General features: G+C 62.9%; 19 protein-coding genes. 5 read left to right on the forward strand and 14 right to left on the reverse strand.

The window, feature by feature from the left end:
- Positions 1 to 33 precede the first annotated feature (33 nt).
- The 7 genes from B552_RS0119095 to B552_RS0119125 all read right to left on the reverse strand — a co-directional run bounded on the left by B552_RS0119095 (position 34) and on the right by B552_RS0119125 (position 7277).
- Complete coding sequence (locus B552_RS0119095; RefSeq protein ID WP_019450656.1) at positions 34 to 750, reverse strand: ABC transporter ATP-binding protein; 717 nt, start codon at positions 748 to 750, stop codon at positions 34 to 36.
- A gap of 16 nt (positions 751 to 766) precedes the next feature.
- Positions 767 to 1543: an ABC transporter ATP-binding protein gene (locus B552_RS0119100; RefSeq protein WP_019450657.1), complete on the reverse strand. Its 777-nt coding sequence runs from the start codon at positions 1541 to 1543 to the stop codon at positions 767 to 769.
- Between the two features lie 13 nt (positions 1544 to 1556).
- On the reverse strand, positions 1557 to 2711 hold the full coding sequence (locus tag B552_RS0119105) for an ABC transporter ATP-binding protein (protein ID WP_019450658.1): 1155 nt from the start codon (positions 2709 to 2711) through the stop codon (positions 1557 to 1559).
- A gap of 13 nt (positions 2712 to 2724) precedes the next feature.
- Positions 2725 to 3660 (reverse strand): branched-chain amino acid ABC transporter permease, encoded by a 936-nt coding sequence (locus tag B552_RS0119110; protein ID WP_019450659.1) that lies wholly within the window; start codon positions 3658 to 3660, stop codon positions 2725 to 2727.
- A gap of 216 nt (positions 3661 to 3876) precedes the next feature.
- Positions 3877 to 5082: a branched-chain amino acid ABC transporter substrate-binding protein gene (locus B552_RS0119115; RefSeq protein ID WP_019450660.1), complete on the reverse strand. Its 1206-nt coding sequence runs from the start codon at positions 5080 to 5082 to the stop codon at positions 3877 to 3879.
- A 711-nt stretch (positions 5083 to 5793) separates the two neighbouring features.
- Positions 5794 to 6786, reverse strand: a complete 993-nt coding sequence (gene ispH, locus B552_RS0119120) for a 4-hydroxy-3-methylbut-2-enyl diphosphate reductase (protein ID WP_019450661.1) — start codon at positions 6784 to 6786, stop codon at positions 5794 to 5796.
- Complete coding sequence (locus B552_RS0119125; protein ID WP_026035823.1) at positions 6786 to 7277, reverse strand: peptidylprolyl isomerase; 492 nt, start codon at positions 7275 to 7277, stop codon at positions 6786 to 6788. Before B552_RS0119125 ends, ispH begins: the two co-directional genes overlap by 1 nt.
- Before the next feature lie 383 nt (positions 7278 to 7660).
- On the opposite strand from B552_RS0119125, the gene rpmB reads away from it, so the two are divergent.
- The 3 genes from rpmB to nadB all read left to right on the forward strand — a co-directional run bounded on the left by rpmB (position 7661) and on the right by nadB (position 9877).
- Positions 7661 to 7894, forward strand: coding sequence for a 50S ribosomal protein L28 (gene rpmB, locus B552_RS0119130; protein ID WP_008644908.1), 234 nt, complete (start codon positions 7661 to 7663; stop codon positions 7892 to 7894).
- Positions 7895 to 7907: 13 nt separating this feature from the next.
- On the forward strand, positions 7908 to 8078 hold the full coding sequence (rpmG, locus tag B552_RS0119135) for a 50S ribosomal protein L33 (protein ID WP_008644909.1): 171 nt from the start codon (positions 7908 to 7910) through the stop codon (positions 8076 to 8078).
- Positions 8079 to 8269: 191 nt separating this feature from the next.
- Positions 8270 to 9877 carry an L-aspartate oxidase gene (gene nadB, locus B552_RS0119140; protein ID WP_019450663.1) on the forward strand — a complete coding sequence of 536 codons (1608 nt, stop codon included), beginning with the start codon at positions 8270 to 8272 and terminating at the stop codon, positions 9875 to 9877.
- 24 nt (positions 9878 to 9901) lie between these two features.
- On the opposite strand, the gene nadC is transcribed toward nadB, so the two are convergent.
- From nadC to purN, 6 genes are all read right to left on the reverse strand, one after another.
- Positions 9902 to 10765, reverse strand: coding sequence for a carboxylating nicotinate-nucleotide diphosphorylase (gene nadC, locus B552_RS0119145; protein WP_019450664.1), 864 nt, complete (start codon positions 10763 to 10765; stop codon positions 9902 to 9904).
- Positions 10762 to 11916 carry a quinolinate synthase NadA gene (gene nadA / locus B552_RS0119150; protein WP_019450665.1) on the reverse strand — a complete coding sequence of 385 codons (1155 nt, stop codon included), beginning with the start codon at positions 11914 to 11916 and terminating at the stop codon, positions 10762 to 10764. The genes nadC and nadA overlap by 4 nt, the downstream gene beginning before the upstream one ends.
- 141 nt (positions 11917 to 12057) lie before the next feature.
- A complete protein-coding gene (locus tag B552_RS0119155; RefSeq protein WP_019450666.1) occupies positions 12058 to 13248 on the reverse strand; it encodes an acyl-CoA desaturase in 1191 nt (396 codons plus the stop codon).
- Between the two features lie 309 nt (positions 13249 to 13557).
- Positions 13558 to 14907 carry a mechanosensitive ion channel domain-containing protein gene (locus tag B552_RS0119160; RefSeq protein ID WP_035880085.1) on the reverse strand — a complete coding sequence of 450 codons (1350 nt, stop codon included), beginning with the start codon at positions 14905 to 14907 and terminating at the stop codon, positions 13558 to 13560.
- Between the two features lie 17 nt (positions 14908 to 14924).
- Complete coding sequence (locus tag B552_RS0119165; RefSeq protein WP_019450668.1) at positions 14925 to 16325, reverse strand: RsmB/NOP family class I SAM-dependent RNA methyltransferase; 1401 nt, start codon at positions 16323 to 16325, stop codon at positions 14925 to 14927.
- Positions 16322 to 16981, reverse strand: a complete 660-nt coding sequence (gene purN, locus B552_RS0119170; protein ID WP_026035824.1) for a phosphoribosylglycinamide formyltransferase — start codon at positions 16979 to 16981, stop codon at positions 16322 to 16324. Before purN ends, B552_RS0119165 begins: the two co-directional genes overlap by 4 nt.
- A 237-nt stretch (positions 16982 to 17218) precedes the next feature.
- Between purN and B552_RS0119175 the strand changes: the two genes are divergently transcribed.
- Entirely contained in the window at positions 17219 to 17878 is a 660-nt protein-coding gene (locus tag B552_RS0119175; protein ID WP_019450670.1) for a response regulator transcription factor, read from the forward strand.
- Positions 17879 to 18045: 167 nt separating this feature from the next.
- On the opposite strand, the gene B552_RS0119180 is transcribed toward B552_RS0119175, so the two are convergent.
- A complete protein-coding gene (locus B552_RS0119180) occupies positions 18046 to 19836 on the reverse strand; it encodes a hybrid sensor histidine kinase/response regulator (RefSeq protein WP_019450671.1) in 1791 nt (596 codons plus the stop codon).
- Positions 19837 to 20143: 307 nt separating this feature from the next.
- Between B552_RS0119180 and B552_RS0119185 the strand changes: the two genes are divergently transcribed.
- On the forward strand, positions 20144 to 20659 hold a 516-nt coding region (locus tag B552_RS0119185), incomplete at its 3' end, for an adenylyltransferase/cytidyltransferase family protein (RefSeq protein ID WP_019450672.1).

Raw genomic sequence — 20659 nt, forward strand, 5'->3', positions numbered from 1 at the left:
GTGTTCATATAAGGGGAGAACACCGTCGGTGTTCTATTCGCCCAGATAAGCCGCACGCACCTTCGGGTCGTCGAGCATCTGCTTGGCGTCGCCGCTCATCGTGATGAGGCCAGACTCCATCACGTAGCCACGGTGGGCCGCCTGCAGCGCCAGGCGCGCGTTCTGCTCGACCAGCAGCACGGGCACGCCCTGCGACGACACGGTGCGCACCACCTCGAAGATCTTCTCGACCATGATCGGCGAGAGTCCCATCGAAGGTTCGTCCAGCAGCAGCAGCTTCGGCTGGCTCATCAGCGCGCGGGCCATGGCCAGCATCTGCTGTTCGCCGCCCGACATCGTGCCGGCAAGCTGGTTGGCGCGTTCCTTCAGGCGCGGGAACGTTTCGAACATGCGGTCGATATCGGCCTTGATACCGGCCTCGTCGTTACGCGTGTACGCACCCATCTGCAGGTTCTCGGTGATCGTCATGCGTGCGAACACGCCGCGGCCTTCCGGCACCATCGCCAGGCCCTGCTTGAGCAACACGTAGCTGGGCACGCCCTTGATCGACTTGCCCATGTACTCCACGTCGCCGCCGGCCCAGCCCTGCAGGCCGGTGATGGCCTTCATGGTGGTGGTCTTGCCGGCACCGTTGGCGCCGATCAGCGTCACGAGCTCGCCGTCTTTGATCTCCAGGTCCACGCCCTTGACGGCCTGAATGCCGCCGTAGGCCACCTTCAGGCCGGAAATCTTCAGAATCGTCTGTGTCATTTGCTTCTCTCCCGCCTCAGTGCGCCGCTGCGCCGAGGTATGCCTCGATCACGGCAGGATTGCTTTGCACTTCCTGCGGCAGGCCCTGCGCGATGACCTTGCCGTAGTCGAGCACGGTGAGCCGGTTGCACAGGCCCATCACTAGCTTCACGTCGTGTTCGATCAACAGGATGGTCTTGCCATCGTTCTTGATCTTCTCCAGCAGGCCGCGCAGCTCCACCTTTTCGGTGGCGTTCATGCCGGCGGCCGGTTCGTCCAGTGCCAGCAGCTTCGGCTCCGTGGCCAGCGCGCGCGCAATCTCCAGGCGGCGCTGGTGGCCGTACGACAGGTTGCGCGACGTGAAGTTGGCGTACTTGCCGATGCCGACGTAGTCGAGCAGATCGTGGGCCATGTCCTCGATGCCCTCTTCTTCCTTGCGCACCGAAGGCGGACGGAAGATGGCGCCGAACAGACCGGCCTTGGTACGCACGTGGCGCCCGACCATCACGTTTTCCAGCGCGGTCATGTCACCGAACAGACGGATATTCTGGAACGTGCGCGCGATGCCGGTCTTGGCCACTTCGTGCACGGCCGTCGGCTGGTAAGGCTTGCCACCCAGCACGAACTCGCCGGAGTCCGGCGTGTACAGACCCGTGATCACGTTGAAGAACGTGGTCTTGCCGGCGCCGTTCGGGCCAATCAGACCATAGATCTCACCGGGCTTGATCTGCAGGCCCACATCGGACAGCGCCTGCAGGCCGCCGAAACGCTTGTTGACCCCCTGTACGGACAGGAGGAAATCGGAATTGCTCATGTTGTCCTCCTGTTCAGAAACGACCGACGCTGCCGGCACGACGCGCCACCGGGCGGTCCTCCTTGCGTGGCGATGGCCACAAGCCCGCCGGGCGATACAGCATCACGCCCACCAGGGCCAGACCGAACAACAACTGGCGCAGCACTTCGGCATCGACGATGACCTGGCCGAACAGACCGGTCTGGATTGGCTCGGCCACGGCGCGCAGCAGTTCCTGGAAGCCGACCAGCAGGATGCCGCCCAGGATCACGCCCGGGATGTGGCCCATGCCGCCCAGCACCACGATGGCGAGCACGTAGATCGATTCCCACAGCGTGAACGATTCCGGCGAGACGAAGCCCTGGAACGCGCCGAATGTTGCACCCGACGCACCCCCAAACGAGGCGCCCATGGCAAAGGCCAGCAGCTTGATGTTGCGGGTGTTGATGCCCATCGCCTTGGCGGCGACCTCGTCTTCACGGATCGCCACGAACGCGCGACCGATACGCGAGTTCTGCAGGCGGATACAAATGAACACGATGACAATGACCAGCGCCACCAACAGGTAGTAGTACATGAACACCGGCGTGAACTTGAGCCCGAATATCTCGTGCGACTTCGAGAAGTCGAAGCCGAAGATGTGGACCGGATCCACTGCCGTGATGCCCTTGGGACCGTTGGTGATGTTCAGCGGACGGTCCAGGTTGTTCATGAAGATCCGGACGATCTCGCCAAAACCCAGTGTCACGATGGCCAGGTAATCACCACGCAGTTTCAGCGTTGGCGCACCCAGCAGCACGCCGAACGTGGCCGCCACGAGCACCGCGATCGGCAGCACGAACCACATCGACAGGTGAAGCCCGTGGGGGAACAGGTTGTGGATCCACTCGAACTGGTTGGACAGGTGTGGCGAACCGAGCAGCGCCATCATGTAGGCCCCCACCGCGTAGAACGCGATGTAGCCCAGGTCAAGCAGGCCGGCAAAGCCGACCACGATGTTCAGGCCCAGCGCCAGCATGATGTAGAGCAGCGCGAAGTCAAGCACGCGCACCCAGTAGTTGCCGCCAAAGGTCTGGACGAAGAACGGCGCACACAGCGCCACCACAAGGAAGCCGACCAGCGCAGCCAGCGTCTTGGCCGGGATGCGCGACGGCGCCGCCACGGCCGTGGATGGAATCGGAGTATTCATGGATTCTCTCCCCTCAGGCGCGGTCAGCCACACGTTCGCCCATGATGCCGGACGGACGGAACACAAGTACGATAATCAGCACGATAAAGGCGAACACGTCCTGGTAGTTCGATCCGAACACACCATTGGTCAGGTCGCCGATATAGCCCGCGCCAAGTGCTTCGATCAGGCCCAGCAGCATGCCGCCGACCATCGCGCCGGCCAGGTTGCCGATGCCGCCAAGCACTGCGGCGGTGAACGCCTTCAGGCCCGGGATGAAGCCCATGTAGAAGTGGGCGTTGCCGTAGTTGGTGGCCATCATCACGCCGGCCAGCGCCGCGAGCGTGGCGCCGATCATGAACGTGGCCGAAATCACGAAGTTCGGGTTGACGCCCATCAGGCCCGCCACCTTCTGGTTCTCGGCGGTGGCGCGCATGGCGCGGCCGAGCTTGGTGCGGTTCACCAGGGCCAGCAGGCCAGCCATCACCATCACGGCCAGGCCGATGATGACGATTTCCTTGCCGGTAATCGTGGCGCCGGTGGAGCCGATGTCGATCGGGTCCGACGGCAGCAGCTGCGGGAACGTCAGCGGGTTGCGCGACCAGATCAGCATCCCCATGGTCTGGAGGATGATCGAGACACCGATCGCGGTAATCAGCGGAGCCAGTCGCGGCGCATTGCGCAACGGCCTGTAGGCCACGCGTTCAATCGTATAAGCCAGAACTGCACAGACGGGCATGGCGATCAGCGTAGCGATCACCAGCGTCAGCCAATCGGGCAGGCCGGGAGCGTATTTCTGCAGCCCCGTGATTGCCGACAAAGCGGTCAGCGCGCCAATCATCAGCACATCGCCGTGCGCGAAGTTGATGATGCCCAGAATGCCGTAGACCATGGTGTAGCCCAGTGCAATCAGCGCGTAGATGCTGCCGAGCACCAGACCGTTCACGATCTGCTGGATAAAGATATCCATGAAAACTCCTGCTTCAGCCCCGTTCCGCCGGCATGGTGTGGATGCCTCGGTTGGGACGGTAATGTTGGATAGGTCGGGTAGTGGTAAAAACTCTGCTGGTGTGCCGCCCGCCCTGTTCCACCCATGGTAAGGATGCTGTCAACACGATGGCGAGACTAAAAAGAACGGCACCGCCATGTATGTACGGTGCCGTTCATATGGGCCGGTAAGCCCTGGTTACATCTTCACGACGTCGAGGACGGACTTCTTCTTGTCCTTGTAGTCGTACAGCGTGATGGTGCCTTCCTTCATGTCGCCCTTCTCGTCGAAGGCGATGTTGCCGATCACGCCCTTGTAGTTCGTCTTCGGCATTTCAGCGAGGATGGCAGCCGGGTCGGTCGAGTTGGCGCGCTTCATCGCGTCGACGATCACCATCACGGCGTCATAGGTGAACGGCGCGTAGATCTGCACCGGGGCGTTGAAACGAGCCTGGTAGCGCTTCTCGAAGTCGGCGCCCTTCTCCATCTTCGACAGTGCCAGACCGGCTTCCGAGCAGATGATGTTGGACACGGCATCGCCGGCCAGCTCGGCCACCTTGTCGGTACAGACACCATCACCGCCAACGATCTTCGACGTGATGCCGAGTTCCTTGGCCTGCTTGGCGAACGGACCGCCGGTGGCATCCATGCCGCCGTACATGATCACGTCCGGCTTCTTGCCCTTGATCTTGGTCAGAATGGCCTTGAAGTCGGTGGCCTTGTCGTTGGTGGCTTCACGTGCCACAACGTTCACGCCGTCGGCCTTCGCGGTCTTCTCGAACTCGTCGGCCAGGCCCTTGCCGTAGGCGGTGGCATCGTCAACGATGGCCACGGACTTGGCATGCAGGGTCTTGGCGGCGTAGTTGGCCAGGGCCGGACCTTGCTGGGCATCGGTAGCCACCACGCGGTAGGTGGTCTTGAAGCCCTGCTTGGTGTAGTCAGGGTTGGTCGACGACGGCGAGATCTGGGTGATGCCGGCATCGCTGTAAATCTTCGAGGCCGGGATCGACACGCCCGAATTCAGGTGACCCACCACGGCAACGACGTGCGCGTCCACCAGCTTCTGGGCCACGGCGGTGCCGGTCTTCGGATCGGCGGCATCGTCTTCGCCGATCAGTTCCAGCTTGATCTTCTTGCCGTTGATGGTCAGGCCTTCCTTGTTGACCTCTTCCACGGCCAGGCGGGCGCCGTTCTCGTTGTCCTTGCCAAGGTGGGCAATGCCGCCGGTCAGAGGCGCAGCATGACCGATCTTGACGATGGTCTCACCGCCGCTCGTGTCGGCAGCCGCCGTGGCAGCAGGTGCCGGTGCGGCCGACTCAGCCGGCTTTTCTTCTTTCTTGCCACATGCAGTGACCAGCGCCACAGCGGCCGCGATCGGCAGAATCTTGGCAAACGTGAATTGCATGAGTGATCTCCTAGGATTCACAAAAACAGGGAAATAAAACACGCCTCCCGGACGCATTCCCTGGACCGCCTTTGTTTAGTTTCAATTTGAAACGCGCGCATTGTATCCCCTTTCTTTGCAGATGCAATACGCGACGCAACAACCTGAACCATTTACCCGCCAAATGAGCTAGGGAATTTCCCCAATGCACAGAATGGGGCAATCTCCGCCCACTTGGCAGACCCGTCACATACCTTACAAGAATCATGCCCGGCACCCCTAGTGCGGCGCTGGCGCCACCGGACAAGCATTGCCGGCGCCACATATAATGCCTCACTATTAATTAGGCATTTCATTTCAAATGCCGGGTGACCTCTCTAATGTGCAGAATATAGACCAGCACCATAATAGGGAAAACCCGATCCCCGGGGATTACCCTGATATTGTCTGCGTGTTAAGACACGTGAGAAACGTATTAATAAGCGAAAGCGGGTTGCAATGGCATTGCGCCAGGGCAAATGTCTGCAGAATCTCGTACAGCAGAAACGAAATCGCGCACCATTGAAGTGCACGAGATATGCAACGAATTTCAGGGGGAGGAACTTCGGACGCGGGCACCGTCACGCGGCTGCGGAACGGTGCCCGGTAGAGATGCAGGGCGGAGGCAGGGCCTCAGAACTGGCTCAGGCGCGGATCGGCCTGGATATCAGTTGGGAGAGCGGTCAGCGCAGATCAGGACTGCACCGATACGCTGGCCAGGCCGCGTGGCAGCGGGAACGCCATGTTCTCCTCCACGCCTTCCAGCGCGCGCACGTTCTTCACGCCGAAGGCACGCAGGCGCTCGACGATCGCCTGCGCCAGTGCCTCGGGCGCGGAGGCGCCAGCGGTCAGGCCAATGCGGCGCTTGCCGGCGACCCATTCAGGCTTGAGCTGGTCCGGATCGTCGACCATGTAGGCCGGCACGCCCAGGCGGTCAGCCAGTTCGCGCAGGCGGCTGGAGTTCGAGCTGTTCGGGCTGCCCACCACGATCACCACTTCCACCTGCGGCACCATGAACTTCACGGCGTCCTGGCGGTTCTGCGTGGCATAGCAGATGTCCTGCTTCTTGGGCTCGCGGATGTGCGGGAAGCGGGCCTTCAGCGCGATCACGATCTCGGCGGTTTCGTCCACCGACAGCGTGGTCTGCGTGACATAGGCCAGTTGCATCGGATCGGACACAACCAGCCGATTGACGTCCTCGACCGATTCCACGAGCAGCATGCCCTGTTCGGACTGGCCCATCGTGCCTTCCACTTCGGGGTGCCCCTTGTGGCCGATCATGATGATCTCGCAGCCCTCGCCGCGCATCTTGCCCACTTCCACGTGCACCTTGGTCACGAGCGGGCACGTGGCATCGAACACGGTCAGGCCGCGTGCGGTGGCATCGGCACGCACTTCCTTCGACACGCCGTGGGCGCTGAAGATGACCGTCGCGCCGGGCGGCACTTCGTCGAGTTCATCGACGAAGACTGCGCCCTTCTTGCGCAGGTCTGCCACCACGTAGGCGTTGTGGACAATTTCGTGACGCACATAGATTGGCGCGCCGAACAGCGCCAGCGCGCGTTCGACGATCTCGATCGCGCGATCCACGCCCGCGCAGAAGCCACGCGGCTGCGCCATCAGGATCTCGGCGTCGGTAGGAATAGCGATTTCGGTCATGCTGCGTTCCATCACAACGGCAGACATCAGAGAATTCCGATCAACTGGACATCGAACAGGATCGTCTGTCCGGCCAGCGGGTGGTTGAAATCGAAGAGCGCCGCAGTCTCGCTGCACTCCTTGAGCACGCCGGCGTACTTGCCGCCGCCGGGCGCATTGAACTCGACGAGATCGCCCGGGGTGTAGTCTTCCTCGAACGAGCTGTTCTCGCGCAGCGTGGCCAGCGAGACCCACTGCAGCAACTCGGGATTGCGCGGGCCGAATGCGTGTTCCGGCGCCAGACGGTAGGTGGTGCGGTCCCCCTCGGGCATGCCCAGCAAGGCTTGCTCCAGCGTGGGCGCAAGCTGGCCCTGGCCAAGCAGCAGCGTGGCGGGCTTTTCCTCGAACGTGCTCACCACTTCGGTGCCGTTTTCAAGGGCGATGCTGTAATGAAGCGTCAGGAAGGAGTCCGCCTGGACGGTCTTGCGCGCAGGCGCGGCGCCGCGGTCGGCTTGCGCCGCAGTAGTTTGCAAAGTCATGGGAATCAACCGGTCAACAGCCGCCATTGTATGCGACTGGGGCCTCCGCCGCCGGCGCGCCCGCGCTCGCATGTCGGAAAAGCTTGCGAAGAACGCAGGCCGAATGCACTGGACATCGCACCGCAGCCCCAGTACATTGTGGCCCGCATCGATGTCCAGTCGATGGCAGAACATGACCGGCCTTCGGCGTCAGCCCCAAGACGTGACGCAGGCAGCACGGCGCAACACCCGCTTCCGAATGTGTCGGAAGGCATTGATTCGCCGCTCGCTTCCGGTCTATAATGTTCGTTTCGCTGAAGTACCAATCCGCTGCAGTCCGGGCCCGCGCGCCTTTTGTTGATCTGTTGCGAACATTGTCCACGAATAAGATTTAGGAGTGCTTCATGGCACGCGTCTGTCAAGTGACCGGGAAAGCGCCGATGGTCGGCAACAACGTTTCCCACGCAAACAACAAGACCAAGCGCCGTTTTCTGCCCAATCTGCAGAACCGCCGCTTCTTCGTTGAATCGGAAAACCGCTGGGTGAGCCTGCGCGTCTCGAACGCCGGTCTGCGCCTGATCGACAAGAAAGGCATCGACGCCGTGCTCGCAGACCTGCGCGCACGCGGCGAAGTCTAATTAGGAGTACACCATGGCCAGCAAAGGCGGACGCGACAAGATCAAGTTGGAATCGACCGCAGGTACGGGTCACTTCTACACGACCACCAAGAACAAGCGCACCATGCCGGAAAAGATGGAGATCTCGAAGTTCGATCCCGTCGCCCGTAAGCATGTGCCTTACAAGGAAACCAAGATCAAGTAATTGATCGACGGTCTTCAGCCAAAAGCCCCGCCTTTCCGCGGGGCTTTTTGCTTTGTGGCGCACGCCGGAACGCCGCCCTGCCCGCGCCAGCCGTTGCCCCACAAGGGAAAGGTGTCACAGTCTGATGCATGTGGGTGTAGACTTGCCAGCTTTCCCCCAACGCTCTTTCGCCCTCGCGCGATCCCTGCACCATGAACTACGATGTCGCGATCGTCGGCAGCGGGCTGGCCGGCCTCACCGTCGCGCTGCAGCTTGCCGATACCCACCGGGTTGTCATCCTCAGCAAACAAGCCATGACAACGGGGGCAAGCGACTGGGCACAGGGCGGAATCGCCGCGGTGCTTGACTCGGGCGACAGCCATGACGAGCACACGCAGGACACACTCGTTGCCGGTGCAGGGCTGTGCGACGAAGAAGCGACGCGCTTCATCGTGGAGCACGGCCGCGAAGCCATCCAGTGGCTGATCGACCGCGGCGTGCCGTTCACGCGGGACGACCAGGCCGAACTTGGCTTTCACCTGACGCGCGAAGGCGGCCACAGCCGTCGCCGCATCATCCACGCCGCCGATGCCACCGGGCACGCCGTGGTGAGCACGCTGGCCGAACAGGCGCGTCAGCATCCGAACATCACGATCCTGGAGAACCAGTTTGCAGTCGACCTGATAACGTCGGCCAAGCTGGGGCTGCCTGGAAACCGCTGCTACGGGCTGTACGTGCTGGACGTGCCCACGGAAGAGGTGCGCACGATCACGGCCACGCATACGGTGCTGGCCGCGGGCGGCGCGGGCAAGGTCTATCTCTACACGACGAATCCGGATACGGCCACCGGCGACGGCATCGCCATGGCCTGGCGCGCGGGCTGCAGGGTATCGAACATGGAGTTCATCCAGTTCCATCCGACCTGCCTGTATCACCCCTACGCGAAGTCGTTCCTGATTTCCGAGGCGGTGCGTGGTGAAGGCGGGCTGCTGAAGCTGCCCGATGGCACGCGTTTCATGCCCGAGCACGACTCGCGCGCCGAACTTGCGCCGCGCGACGTGGTGGCGCGGGCCATCGACTTCGAGATGAAGAAACGCGGCCTGGACTGCGTGTATCTCGACATCACGCACCAGCCCGAGTCATTCCTGAAGGAACACTTCCCGACGATTCATGCACGCTGCCTGGAACTCGGCATCGACATCGCACACGAGCCGATCCCCGTGGTGCCGGCGGCGCACTACACCTGCGGCGGTGTTGTCACCGATACGGCGGGCCGCACCGACATCGGCAACCTCTATGCCGTTGGCGAAACGGGCTGCACGGGCTTGCATGGCGCCAACCGGCTGGCGTCGAATTCGCTGCTCGAATGCATGGTGATCGGCCAGGCTGCGGCTGCGGATATCGCCGCGCAGGGCAAGGCTGGCGCCCCGGATATCGCGTTGCCGGCATGGGATGCCAGCCGCGTGTCGGATGCGGACGAGGAGGTGGTTGTCTCGCACAACTGGGATGAACTGCGCCGCATGATGTGGAACTACGTCGGCATCGTACGCACCGACAAGCGGCTGGAACGCGCGGAGCACCGCATCGGCCTGCTGCGCGAGGAAATCGCCGAGTACTACGCGAATTTCCGCGTCACGCGTGACCTGCTTGAATTGCGCAACCTCGTGGAAGTGGCGTCGCTGATCGTTGACAGCGCCTACTCGCGCCATGAAAGCCGAGGCCTGCACTACAGCCGCGACTACCCGGATACGCTGCCGAAGGCGCTTCCGAGCGTACTGCAACCGTTGACGGGTCGTGCGACCCGCCAACGCAAGGGCTGATCGATCGGATCGGTTGCGATCCGATCAGCCGATGATGCGCAACGAGTAATCGGTCGCGCGCACGTCCTTGGTGAGTGCGCCGACCGAGATGCGATCAACACCGGTTTCGGCGAACTTGCGAATCGTCTCGTAGTTGACCCCGCCCGACACCTCGAGCAGCGCACGCTCGTGATTGATCGCCACGGCCTCACGCATCATTTCAAGCGTGAAGTTGTCGATCAGCACCGACTTCGCACCGGCTGCCAGCGCCTCCTCAAGTTCGGCAATCGACTCGACCTCGATCTGGATCGAGGCATCGGTACCCAGCGCCAGCGCCGCCTCCATCGCAGCCGTGATGCTGCCAGCCGCCGCGATATGGTTTTCCTTGATCAGGATGCCGTCATACAGCGCCAGACGCTGGTTCTCGCCGCCACCAATCTTCACCGCATACTTCTGCGCCAGGCGCAGGCCCGGCAGCGTCTTGCGCGTATCGAGCACGCGCGCCCGCGTATCGGCGATCAGATCGGCATAACGGCGCGTGACCGTGGCCACACCGGAGAGTAGCTGCAGGAAGTTCAGCGACGGCCGTTCGGCGGTCAGCAGTGCACGCGCGGGCCCGGTGATCTCGCAGACCACATCGTCCGGGGCGAGCCGTGCGCCCTCTTCCTTGTGCCACTTCACCCGCAGCCGTTCGTCGACGGCATTCATGCAGGCCTCGAACCACGGCCGGCCGCACAGCACAGCCGACTCGCGCACGATCACACGTGCATGGACCGGCTTGTCCGCGGGCACAAGCAGGCCCGTCAGGTCGCCGGAGCCCACATCCTCGGCAATCGCCGCATTGACGTTGGCGGCCAATGCCGCCTGCAAGGCAGGACCGTAGCTGTCGAATATTGGATTCACGCTCATGCCGGGCCCACTCCGCTGAACAATGCGGCTTCCTTGGCAAGGTCGGCCGCGGGACGCACATTGGCCTTCTGATGGGCGGCGAAGTCGAGCATGCGGTTGATGCAGGTGACGGCGCGCTGGCCGATCCCGGCATCGACATGCACTTCGTTGCGGCCGGTCTCGAGGACTTCGGCCAGGTTGGTCAGCGCGTTCATGGCCATCCAGGGGCAATGCGCGCAGCTCTTGCAGGTGGCGCTGTTGCCGGCTGTCGGGGCCTCGATAAACATCTTGCCCGGCGCAGCCATGCGCATCTTGTGCAGGATGCCGTTGTCGGTGGCCACGATGAATTCGTTGGCGTCGAGTTGCTGGGCAGCGGCAATCAGCTGGCTTGTGGAACCGACCATGTCGGCCTGTGCCACCACGCTCTCCGGCGATTCCGGATGGACCAGGATCTTTGCCTTCGGGTGCTCGCGGCGCAGCAGGTCAAGCTCGATGCCCTTGAACTCGTCATGCACGAGGCAAGAGCCCTGCCACAGCAGCATGTCAGCACCGGTCTGCTTCTGGATATAGCTGCCCAGGTGCTTGTCCGGCGCCCACAGGATCTTCTCGCCGCGGGCGTGCAGATGCTCGACGATCTTCAGCCCGATGCTGGACGTCACCATCCAGTCGGCACGCGCCTTCACGGCCGCGCTGGTATTTGCATAAACGACGACCGTCCGATCGGGGTGCGCATCGCAAAACGCCGTGAACTCGTCAGCCGGGCAACCGAGGTCCAGCGAGCAGGTGGCATCCAGATCCGGCATCAGGATCGTTTTTTCGGGGCTCAGGATCTTGGCGGTCTCGCCCATGAAGCGCACGCCGGCCACAACGAGCGTGCTGGCTTCGTGGTCGCGGCCGAAACGGGCCATCTCGAGCGAATCGGACACGCAGCCGCCGGTTTCCTCGGCGAGGTCCTGCAGATCGGCGTCAACGTAGTAATGCGCCACCAGTACCGCATTGCGTTCTTTCAGCAACCTGCGGATACGGTCCTTGAGCGCGTGGCGCTCATCCGGGGTCAGCACCGGGGGCACCTTGGCCCAGGCGTGCGCAACACAGCTGCCGCCGGCGGCAGATTCGGCATCCGCCAGGTTCGGTTTCTCGAACTCGACGGTCTTGATCGATTGTGGGGTCATCTCTGCAGTACTCCTCGGTGCACCCGTTGGCTGCCGCGCTCTGGACGCACGGTCTGTGCCAAGACATGGGGGAGTTTAGCGAAAAGAAAAGCCCCGCCGGGGGCGGGGCTTTGTAGCCATGACGGGCGCGCCGGAATTGTATCAGGCGTACCGGCGCAGGCGCAGCGAAAACTCCTGCAGCGCCTGAATGCCGCTGGCCTCGGCGCGGTGGCACCAGCCCTGAAGCTGGGCCAGCAGTTGCTCGCGCGTCATATTCGAACGGCCCCAGATCACAGCCAGTTCGCGACGCATTTCCACGAACGTGTTCAGCATCTTGTTCTGCTCGACGATCGTGGCCAGTTGCTGGCGCTGCGGGGCGGCCAGCTTGGTTTCCTCGCGGTGGAACCACTTGCGGGCCGGCTTGAAGCTCAGGTACTCGGGGGTGCCGCCTTCCTTCTGCTTGCGCAGTTCATCCTTGTATGCGGTCTTGAGCGTCTTGGCGTAGCGGGCCATCACGTCATAGCGGTTGGCGATGATCGCTTCCAGCGTGTTGTGATCCACCGGGCGCGCCTCGACCAGACGGGCCTTGGGCGGGGTCTTCTTGACCTTGGCCAGCCCAACCGACTGCATTGCACGGATGTACCACCAACCCACGTCGATCTCATACCACTTGATCGAGAACTTGGCCGACGTCGGATACGTATGGTGGTTGTTGTGCAGTTCCTCGCCGCCAATGATGAAGCCCCACGGCGACACGTTGGTCGACGCATCTTCGCAGTCGTAGTTGCGATAGCCCCAGTAGTGGCCCAGGCCGTTGATGATGCCGGCGGCGTGGATCGGAATCCACAGCATCTGCACGGCCCACACGGACATGCCGACCAGGCCGAACAGCGCGAGGTCGATGATCAGCATCAGGCCCACGCCCTGCCAGGCGAAGCGCGAGTACACGTTGCGCTCGACCCAGTCATTGGGCGTGCCGTGGCCGAACTTGGTGATCGTTTCCTTGTTCTTGGCCTCGGCGCGATAGAGTTCGGCGCCTTCCAGCAGCACCTTGCGGATACCGCGCGTCTGCGGGCTGTGGGGGTCGTCTTCGGTTTCGCACTTGGCGTGGTGCTTGCGGTGGATCGCGGTCCACTCCTTGGTCACCATGCCCGTGGTCATCCACAGCCAGAAACGGAAGAAATGCTGGGCCACCGGATGCAGGTCCAGCGACCGGTGCGCCATGCAGCGGTGCAGGAAGATGGTCACGCTGGCGATCGTGATGTGCGTCATCACGAGCGTGAAGATCACGATCTCCCACCAGGACCAGTTGGCGAGGCCGTTAGCGGCCCAGTCAAGAATTGAGTCGAACAAACTATGTTCTCCGTCTTAATACGAGGGTTGCAGCGCGGCACCACGGTGCGACGCGCCTAACGCGCAGAAAAAGGACTGCAAAGTCAGCGATTGCTATAGCTTTCTGGCGCTGGCGCATTCCTGCGGATTTGGCAGGGAGCCGGGCCTGGGCACGAACCGCTGCAATCTGGCGGTTGTCTGGAGCGGGGACGGCGGTTTTACTGTCTGCAAATCCGCGTTCAACCCGCTATTCTACCGGATCGCGGCGGAGCGGACATCCGCTATTTCCCCGACTTTGAGCCCCGGCATCGGGATTCGTTCAATCCGGGTTCAATCCAGTGCCGTACCCGCCACTGCAGCCGGGTTCGTACCCAGCACGCGCAATTCACGCTGCGGGTATGGGATCGAGATGCCATTTTCGGAGAACGCGCGCCAGATCGCCCGGTTCATCGCCGACTGCACGCCCAGTTTGCCGTTTTGCGGATCAGCGATGTACACGGCAGCCTCGTACTCGATGCCGCTGTCGGCGAAGGTCACCAGGAACGCGGCGGGCGCCGGTTGCTCCAGCACGCGTGGCAAACCACGCACACAGTCCTGCAGCAACTGGATCACCATTTCCGGATCTGCGGCGTAATCGGCCTGAACCCGCGTGGCCACGCGCACGTTGGTTCCGGAGAACGAATGATTCTGCACCGATTGCGCGACAAGTTGCTCATTCGGCACAAGCGTTTCGCCGTCGCCGTTGCGCACGACCGTATAGCGCGTGCGGATCTGCGACACGATGCCGGTGTATTTGTCGACCGTGATCTGGTCACCAAGCTTGACCGAGCGATCCAGCAGGATGATGAAACCCGAGATGTAGTTGCTGGCGATCTTCTGCAGACCAAAACCCAGACCCACACCAAGCGCGCCGCCGAACACTGACAGCACGGTCAGGTCGATCCCCACCAGCGACAGGCTCAGCAGCAGCGAGACCAGCAGCAGCAGGGCCTTGGCGATGCGCGTGAGCACGACCTTCAGGTTCGAATCGAGCGTGGTCGCGCGCATCAGGCGCTCTTCCAGCCACGATCCAAACCACATCGCCGCAAGCACGGTCAGCAGAATCCAGACCACGGCCATCAGTGAGTCGGCCAGGTTGATATGCTGCTTGCCGCCGATCGAGAAACGTACGTTCTCCATCCACGCGATCACGTCGGGCAGCACGCCGAGCACATACAGCGCCATGCCGATCCAGACCAGCGTGGTCAGCACCTTCTCCACCAGCACCACCATGCCGTGCAACTGGCCATGGCCGGACATCACACGTCGAAGTATGTAAAAGGTCACATACAGCGAAGTGATGCCAAACAGCGGTACCAGGGCCAGCCGCAGTACGCTGATCGACATCATCGGGGCCAGCGCGAAGCGCGCCACCATCACCAGCACCCAGCCGAACAGCGGAAACATGGCGCGCTCGAGGCTGACCGCGGCCAGGCGCAACGAGAAGCTCGATGTCTCGTAGCGCGCTTCAAGCCGCTTGACCACGTGCCGCGCCAGCGGCCATGCAATCAACAGGCAGGCGGCCAGTACGCCGAGCTGCCAGAAAAAGCCCGGACCGCCCGCATCGTGAATCAGGTCGTCCAGCATCTTGCCGAACACCGAGTGCGAACGCTTCAGGTCGGCCAGCGTATCCGGGTTCATCAGCGAACTATCTGCCATCAACGGGTGCGTTCCAGCACGGCGGCAAAGAAGCCATCGGTCTGATGGATGTGCGGATACAGCGCCAACATGCCGCCTTCTGCCGGCAATTCAGGCACCGCGATCTTCTGCTCGGCCAGCACCTCGGCCACCGGCACCAGGCGGAAGTTGTCGTGGGCAGCCAGGAAATTGCGGATGATCGCTTCGTTTTCGGCTTCCAGCACGCTGCAAGTGGCGTACACGACACGGCCACCACCCTTCACCAGCTTCGCGGCCGCGTCCAGGATCGACGCTTGCTTGGCGGTCAGTTCCAGCACCGACTCGGGGTTCTGGCGCCACTTCAGGTCCGGGTTGCGGCGCAGCGTGCCCAGCCCGCTGCAGGGCGCATCCACGAGCACGCGATCGATCTTGCCTGCCAGGCGCTTGACCTTGGCATCGCGCTCCGAGTCGATCAGCACCGGATGCACATTCGACAGCCCGCTACGGGCCAGGCGCGGCTTCAGGTTAGCCAGGCGCTTTTCCGATACGTCGAACGCGTAGAGCCGCCCGGTCGAGCGCATTGCCACGCCCAGCGCCAGCGTCTTGCCGCCCGCGCCCGCGCAGAAATCGACAACCATCTCGCCACGCTTCGGCGCCAGCAGATGGCACAGCAACTGGCTGCCCTCGTCCTGGACTTCCACGCCGCCGTTGATGAACAGCGGAAGCTGGTTCAGCGCGGGCTTGCCCTTGAGACGAATGCCGGCGGGCGCCATCGGCGTCGGCTCGGCCGCGATGCCTGCGGTCTCGAGTTCAGCCAGGGCTTCCTCGCGGGACAGCTTGGCGGTATTCACGCGCAGGTCCAGCGGCGCGGGACGCAGCCACGCATCGCCGAGCGCAGCCGTAAACGCCTCGCCATGACGTGCATGCAGATCGTCGTAGAGCCACTCGGGCAGGTTGGCGCGCACGCGCGGAGCCAGGCTTGCGCGTTCGATCGTGGTCAGCCGGTCCAGCCACTCGGCCTCGTCCGGATAAAGGAACGGCGACAGCACATCGCGTCCGAGCGTTGCAGCCAGGCCCAGCAGGCCAAGGCGGCGCGTGGCCGAACCAGTGCCACTTTCCGCAAACTGACCAAATTCGACGCGTCGGCGCAACACTGCGAATATTGCTTCGGCGATGATGCCGCGATCGCGATGACCAAGTTTGTTATTTTCCCGGAAGTAATGGCTGACCACCGCGTCGGACGGGCGCGCGAACAGCAGCACCTTGCCGAGCAGCCGATCGATGTGCTGCAGGTGGAAGGCCTGCAGAGCGCCGTGCGTGCGCTGGGCACCGTCGGCGCCTTGCGGACGATTGCCGGCCGCCTTGCGGATCGGGCTGGATTTGCCCTTGCCCGAACGCGGGCGCTGGCGGTTTTCCTGGGCTGTTGCGGGATTGCGACTCATGGCTGATTTCCTGCCGCTTGGGGCGAGATGGCCATGAACCATTGGGGTTCGGCCGGTTGAACTTGAACGACACCGTTCTGCAGATGCAGACGGTCTTCTACGAACCAGCGCACTGCGCGCGGGTAAATGACATGTTCGCTATCGAGCAAACGATCGGCCAGAGACTCCGGTGTATCGCCAGGCAGAACATCAAGTGCTGCCTGCACCACGATCGGGCCGTGATCGAGTTCCGGCGTAACGAAGTGCACCGTTGCACCGTGCAGCTTGACGCCCGCGTCGAGCGCTTGCCGGTGCGTGTGCAGCCCGGGAAAACTGGGCAGCAGCGACGGATGGATATTGAGCATGCGCCCGGCGTAATGCTCGACGAAGCCGGGCGTCAGGATACGCATGAAGCCCGCCAGCACAACGAGGTCGGGCTGATAGGCGTCGATGGCATCGCGCATCGCCGCATCGAAAGTCTCCCGATCGGAGAACTGCTTGTGATCCACCACGCCGGTGGCAATACCGTGGCTGGCCGCGAACTGCAGGCCCGAAGCATCTGGCCGGTTCGACAGCACCGCAGCCACGCGCGCCGGCCATCGCTCGGCAGCGCAGGCCCGGACAATGGCTTCCATATTGGAGCCGCGCCCGGAAATCAATATGACAATATTTTTCATCGCCGCGATTCTACCAAGCTGTGGTCCAAAGACTTGCAAAGCGTGCTCATTAGGTACTTAATTAGCGCCAAACGCACAGGGGGCAACAACAACACGCACGCCACCAGTCCCAATACCCCTGTTCGACGGATTGTGACGTGCAACCCGCTCTGTTAGAGTGGGCCCTACGCCCACGCGCCGCTTTTACGAGAAGACGGTGACAACAAGGGCGAAACGGGAACTTAGACGGGAATACGCATGTTGAACGCTGCACCGACTTTGTTGGTGGTCGATGATCATCCTATGGCTCTTTCGGGCACCACTGCCTTCCTGGCAGAAGTGATGCCCGACGTTGCCGTCCATGCTGCTGGCAGCGCCAAGGAAGCCCTCCACTCCCTGAACCAGGGGCTACGTCCCGATATCGTGCTGCTCGACATCTGGCTGAACGATGGTACCGGCTTCGATGCCATGCAGTCGTTCAAGACCGTGATCCCGGGCGCGCGCTTCATCTTCATGTCGGCCGAAGCCACGCCGGAAATCGTCGGCCGCGCCCGCGCGCTGTCGGCCTGCGGCTTCGTCGGCAAGCACCTCGACGCCAATGCCTTCACGGCAGCCGTGCGCAAGGTTCTGGCGGGTGACACCAGCTTTCCCTCGGACGAGGCCCTGTCCGGCCGCTCGCAGTCATTCGGCCCCGCACACGGCATTCCTGTCACGCCAGCCGAACTCGGCCTCACGCCGCGCCAGGGCTCGGTACTTGCACTCGTGCTAGAAGGGCTGCCGAACAAGGTCATCGCACGCAAGCTGGGCCTGACCGAGAACACCGTGAAGGAACACGTCTCCGCCATCCTGCAACGGCTTGGCGTGCGCACGCGCATGCAGGTCATGTCGCGCATGGAGCGGTTCCGCCTGCGCCAGTAAAGCCCTCACCGGCCCAAACAACAACGCCGCCCATAGGCGGCGTTGTTGTTTTCTAAGAGGCTGTTTCAAAATGAAGCGCAGCGGTTCTGGCTAGGCGTGGGGCCGCAGACAGTACAAGTAGTACGGCAAGGCCCCGCAACAACGCCAGAATCTTTTTGAAACGGCCTCTAGGAAGTCGTTAGCCAGCGGCGCAACAGCATGCGCAAATTGGCAGGATCCACGGGCTTCGACAACACAAAGTAACCGGCCTCCTCGGCCGCCTGCAATGCCGCGGACTTCAGGTCCCCCGTCAGCAGCGCGCTGCGCGCCTGGGGCTGGGTGGTCTGCCAGCGCTCGAGCAGGTCGAGTCCATTTTCGTTGCCGGGCAGGCGCAGGTCGCAGAAGATGATGTCCGGCTTCAAGCCCTTGGCAAACAGGCGGTCCGCCTCCTCGCCGTGCGCGGCGCACGCTACGCGGATACCCCATGCCTCCATCAGCGCAATCCATGCCTTGCGGATCTGGCTGTCGTCATCGACCACCAGCACGGTGCCGCGCAGACGATCCTGCCGCGCTTCCTCGGCCTGGGCATTGGCACGCATCGCACGCACATTGGCCACGGTCTCGGCGGGCACCGGAGCCAGCGCGAACCAGAACACGGAGCCCTTGCCAGGCACCGAGCGGACGCCGTACGTCCCGCGCATCAGCCGCACGCATTCCCGGAAGATGGCAAGCCCGAGGCCAAGCCCCTGCGAAGGATCTCGCTGCGGGTTGTGGACCTGGTAGTACGGCGAGAAGATCTCCGGCAGATGCTCTGGCGTAATGCCCGCGCCGGTATCCCAGACCTCCAGCCGCACGTGCTTGCGACGCTGCCGTGCGGTGACCAGGATGCCGCCCCGCTTCGTGTAGCGCAGCGCGTTCTGCACGAGGTTGAACAGCGCTCGCCGCAGTAGCACCGGTTCGGCCATGGCGAACAGTTCGTCGGGCACGCGTGGCGTCAGTGTCAGACCGCTTTCTCGTGCATCGGCCGCGAACTGGCTCATCACATCATGGATCAGCGAATTGAGTTCGCACGGCTCCAGCGTCGGCAGGACCTTGCGGCCCTCGAGCTTGGACAGGTCCAGCAGCGAGCGGAACAGCAGGTCGATGGTCTGGGTTCCGGCTGCCACCTGTTCGACCAGCGGGTGGAGAGAGCTCGATTGGTTGCGCGCACGCAACGCTTCGACCAGCATCACGAGCGCGTGCACCGGCTGGCGAAGGTCGTGACTTGCGGCGGCCAGGAAGCGTGATTTCTCTTCACTTGCGTGAAGTGCACGTTCCTTCTCCTCCTGGAATTGCTTGGCCAGCCGCCGACTTTCCGATTCAAGCTGGATGGCGCGCACCAGCGTGTGCTGCAGGTTCAGCGAGTGACGTGCAAGCATCAGCGCATAGATCGCCAGCAGCAACTGCACATACGTGCCATGGCCGGGGAAGGCAAAGCTGGCCAGCAGGACGTTGGGAACCAGGATCGGCACCCCGGCAAAGACAAGATTCGATGGAATTGGCGACTGCGACGTGGCACCGCCGGCCAGCACGCCAAGCGTCAGCAGGTACAGCACGCTCGAGAACACCACCGACGAGCTGTAGAGATGAAGCAGCGCCGAACTCCCCCAGGTCAGCCCGGTCAGGAACGCAATCGCGCGCATGTTGTTCCACCATTTGCGCGTGTGCGCCGAACGGCTCAATTTGCCGATGTCGCGCTGGAACCCGAGGTAGAACCATGTGCCGCCGGTGGTCAGGAGCAGCATGATGGCGCACCAGATCAGCAGCGCCAGATGGTTGGCTTCGTTCCAGAACGTGTAGGCGGTCAACGCCGGCAGCAGCGCGGACGATGCAATGCCGGTGGGAGAGACGCGATGGACGGTGGCCAGCAGCTTGGCCCGTGTCTCGGTGTCCAGTTGTGGCCCGGGCGGGGGCAGGATCTTGTTGAGCAGCGCGTTCAATTGTGGCCTGGCATGTTAGGCGACGTTCATCGGCTGCAAGGCGGCACCGGCTTGGCGCCCGCCATTGCATCCATCGCGCGGATTTGTCGTGAATCGGCCATATCATGCCGATTTTTGCGGCGCTGCGCCATTGCGGGGCGCCCCGATCGTGCACAAATTTGCCAAAAGCGCCACGTTTGTGGGTAACGTGCGGACGAGAGCGGCGCGGTCTGCCGCCAAATTGGGCATCCGGCAGGCTTTTGGGGAGCAAGCCCGCCCGTTCGCCTTATAATGCCCCCTTTCCCCAAAACGCTCGTCCGCCGTTCTTGTGAAAGTCTTCCGCGGTCTGCCCAACGCCGAAAGCCGGGCGCCCTGCGCGCTCACCATCGGCAATTTCGACGGTGTGCATCGCGGCCACCAGTCGCTGCTCGCGCGCGCCCGTGCGGCCGCCGACGCGCGCGGCCTGCCGCTGTGCGTGATGACGTTCGAACCGCACCCGCGCGAATTCTTCGCCCCGGAGCACGCTCCCACGCGCATCGCACTGTTGCGTGACAAGCTCGACGCGTTGCGCCGCAATGGCGTGGACCGCGTGGTGGTGGAACACTTCAACGCCCATTTCGCCGCCCAGTCGCCGCAGGCCTTTGTCGAGAACGTGCTCTGGCACGGGCTGCATGCGCGCTGGGTACTGGTTGGCGACGACTTCCGTTTCGGCGCAAAGCGCGCCGGCGATTATGCGTATCTGCAGGAAGCCGGCCGGCAGTTCGGTTTCGATGTCGAGCAGATGGGCTCGGTTTCCGAAGGCGGTATCCGCATCTCCAGTTCGGCCGTGCGCCAGGCGCTGGCC

This window comes from Cupriavidus sp. BIS7, from assembly GCF_000292345.1.
In the GTDB taxonomy this organism is placed as follows: domain Bacteria; phylum Pseudomonadota; class Gammaproteobacteria; order Burkholderiales; family Burkholderiaceae; genus Cupriavidus.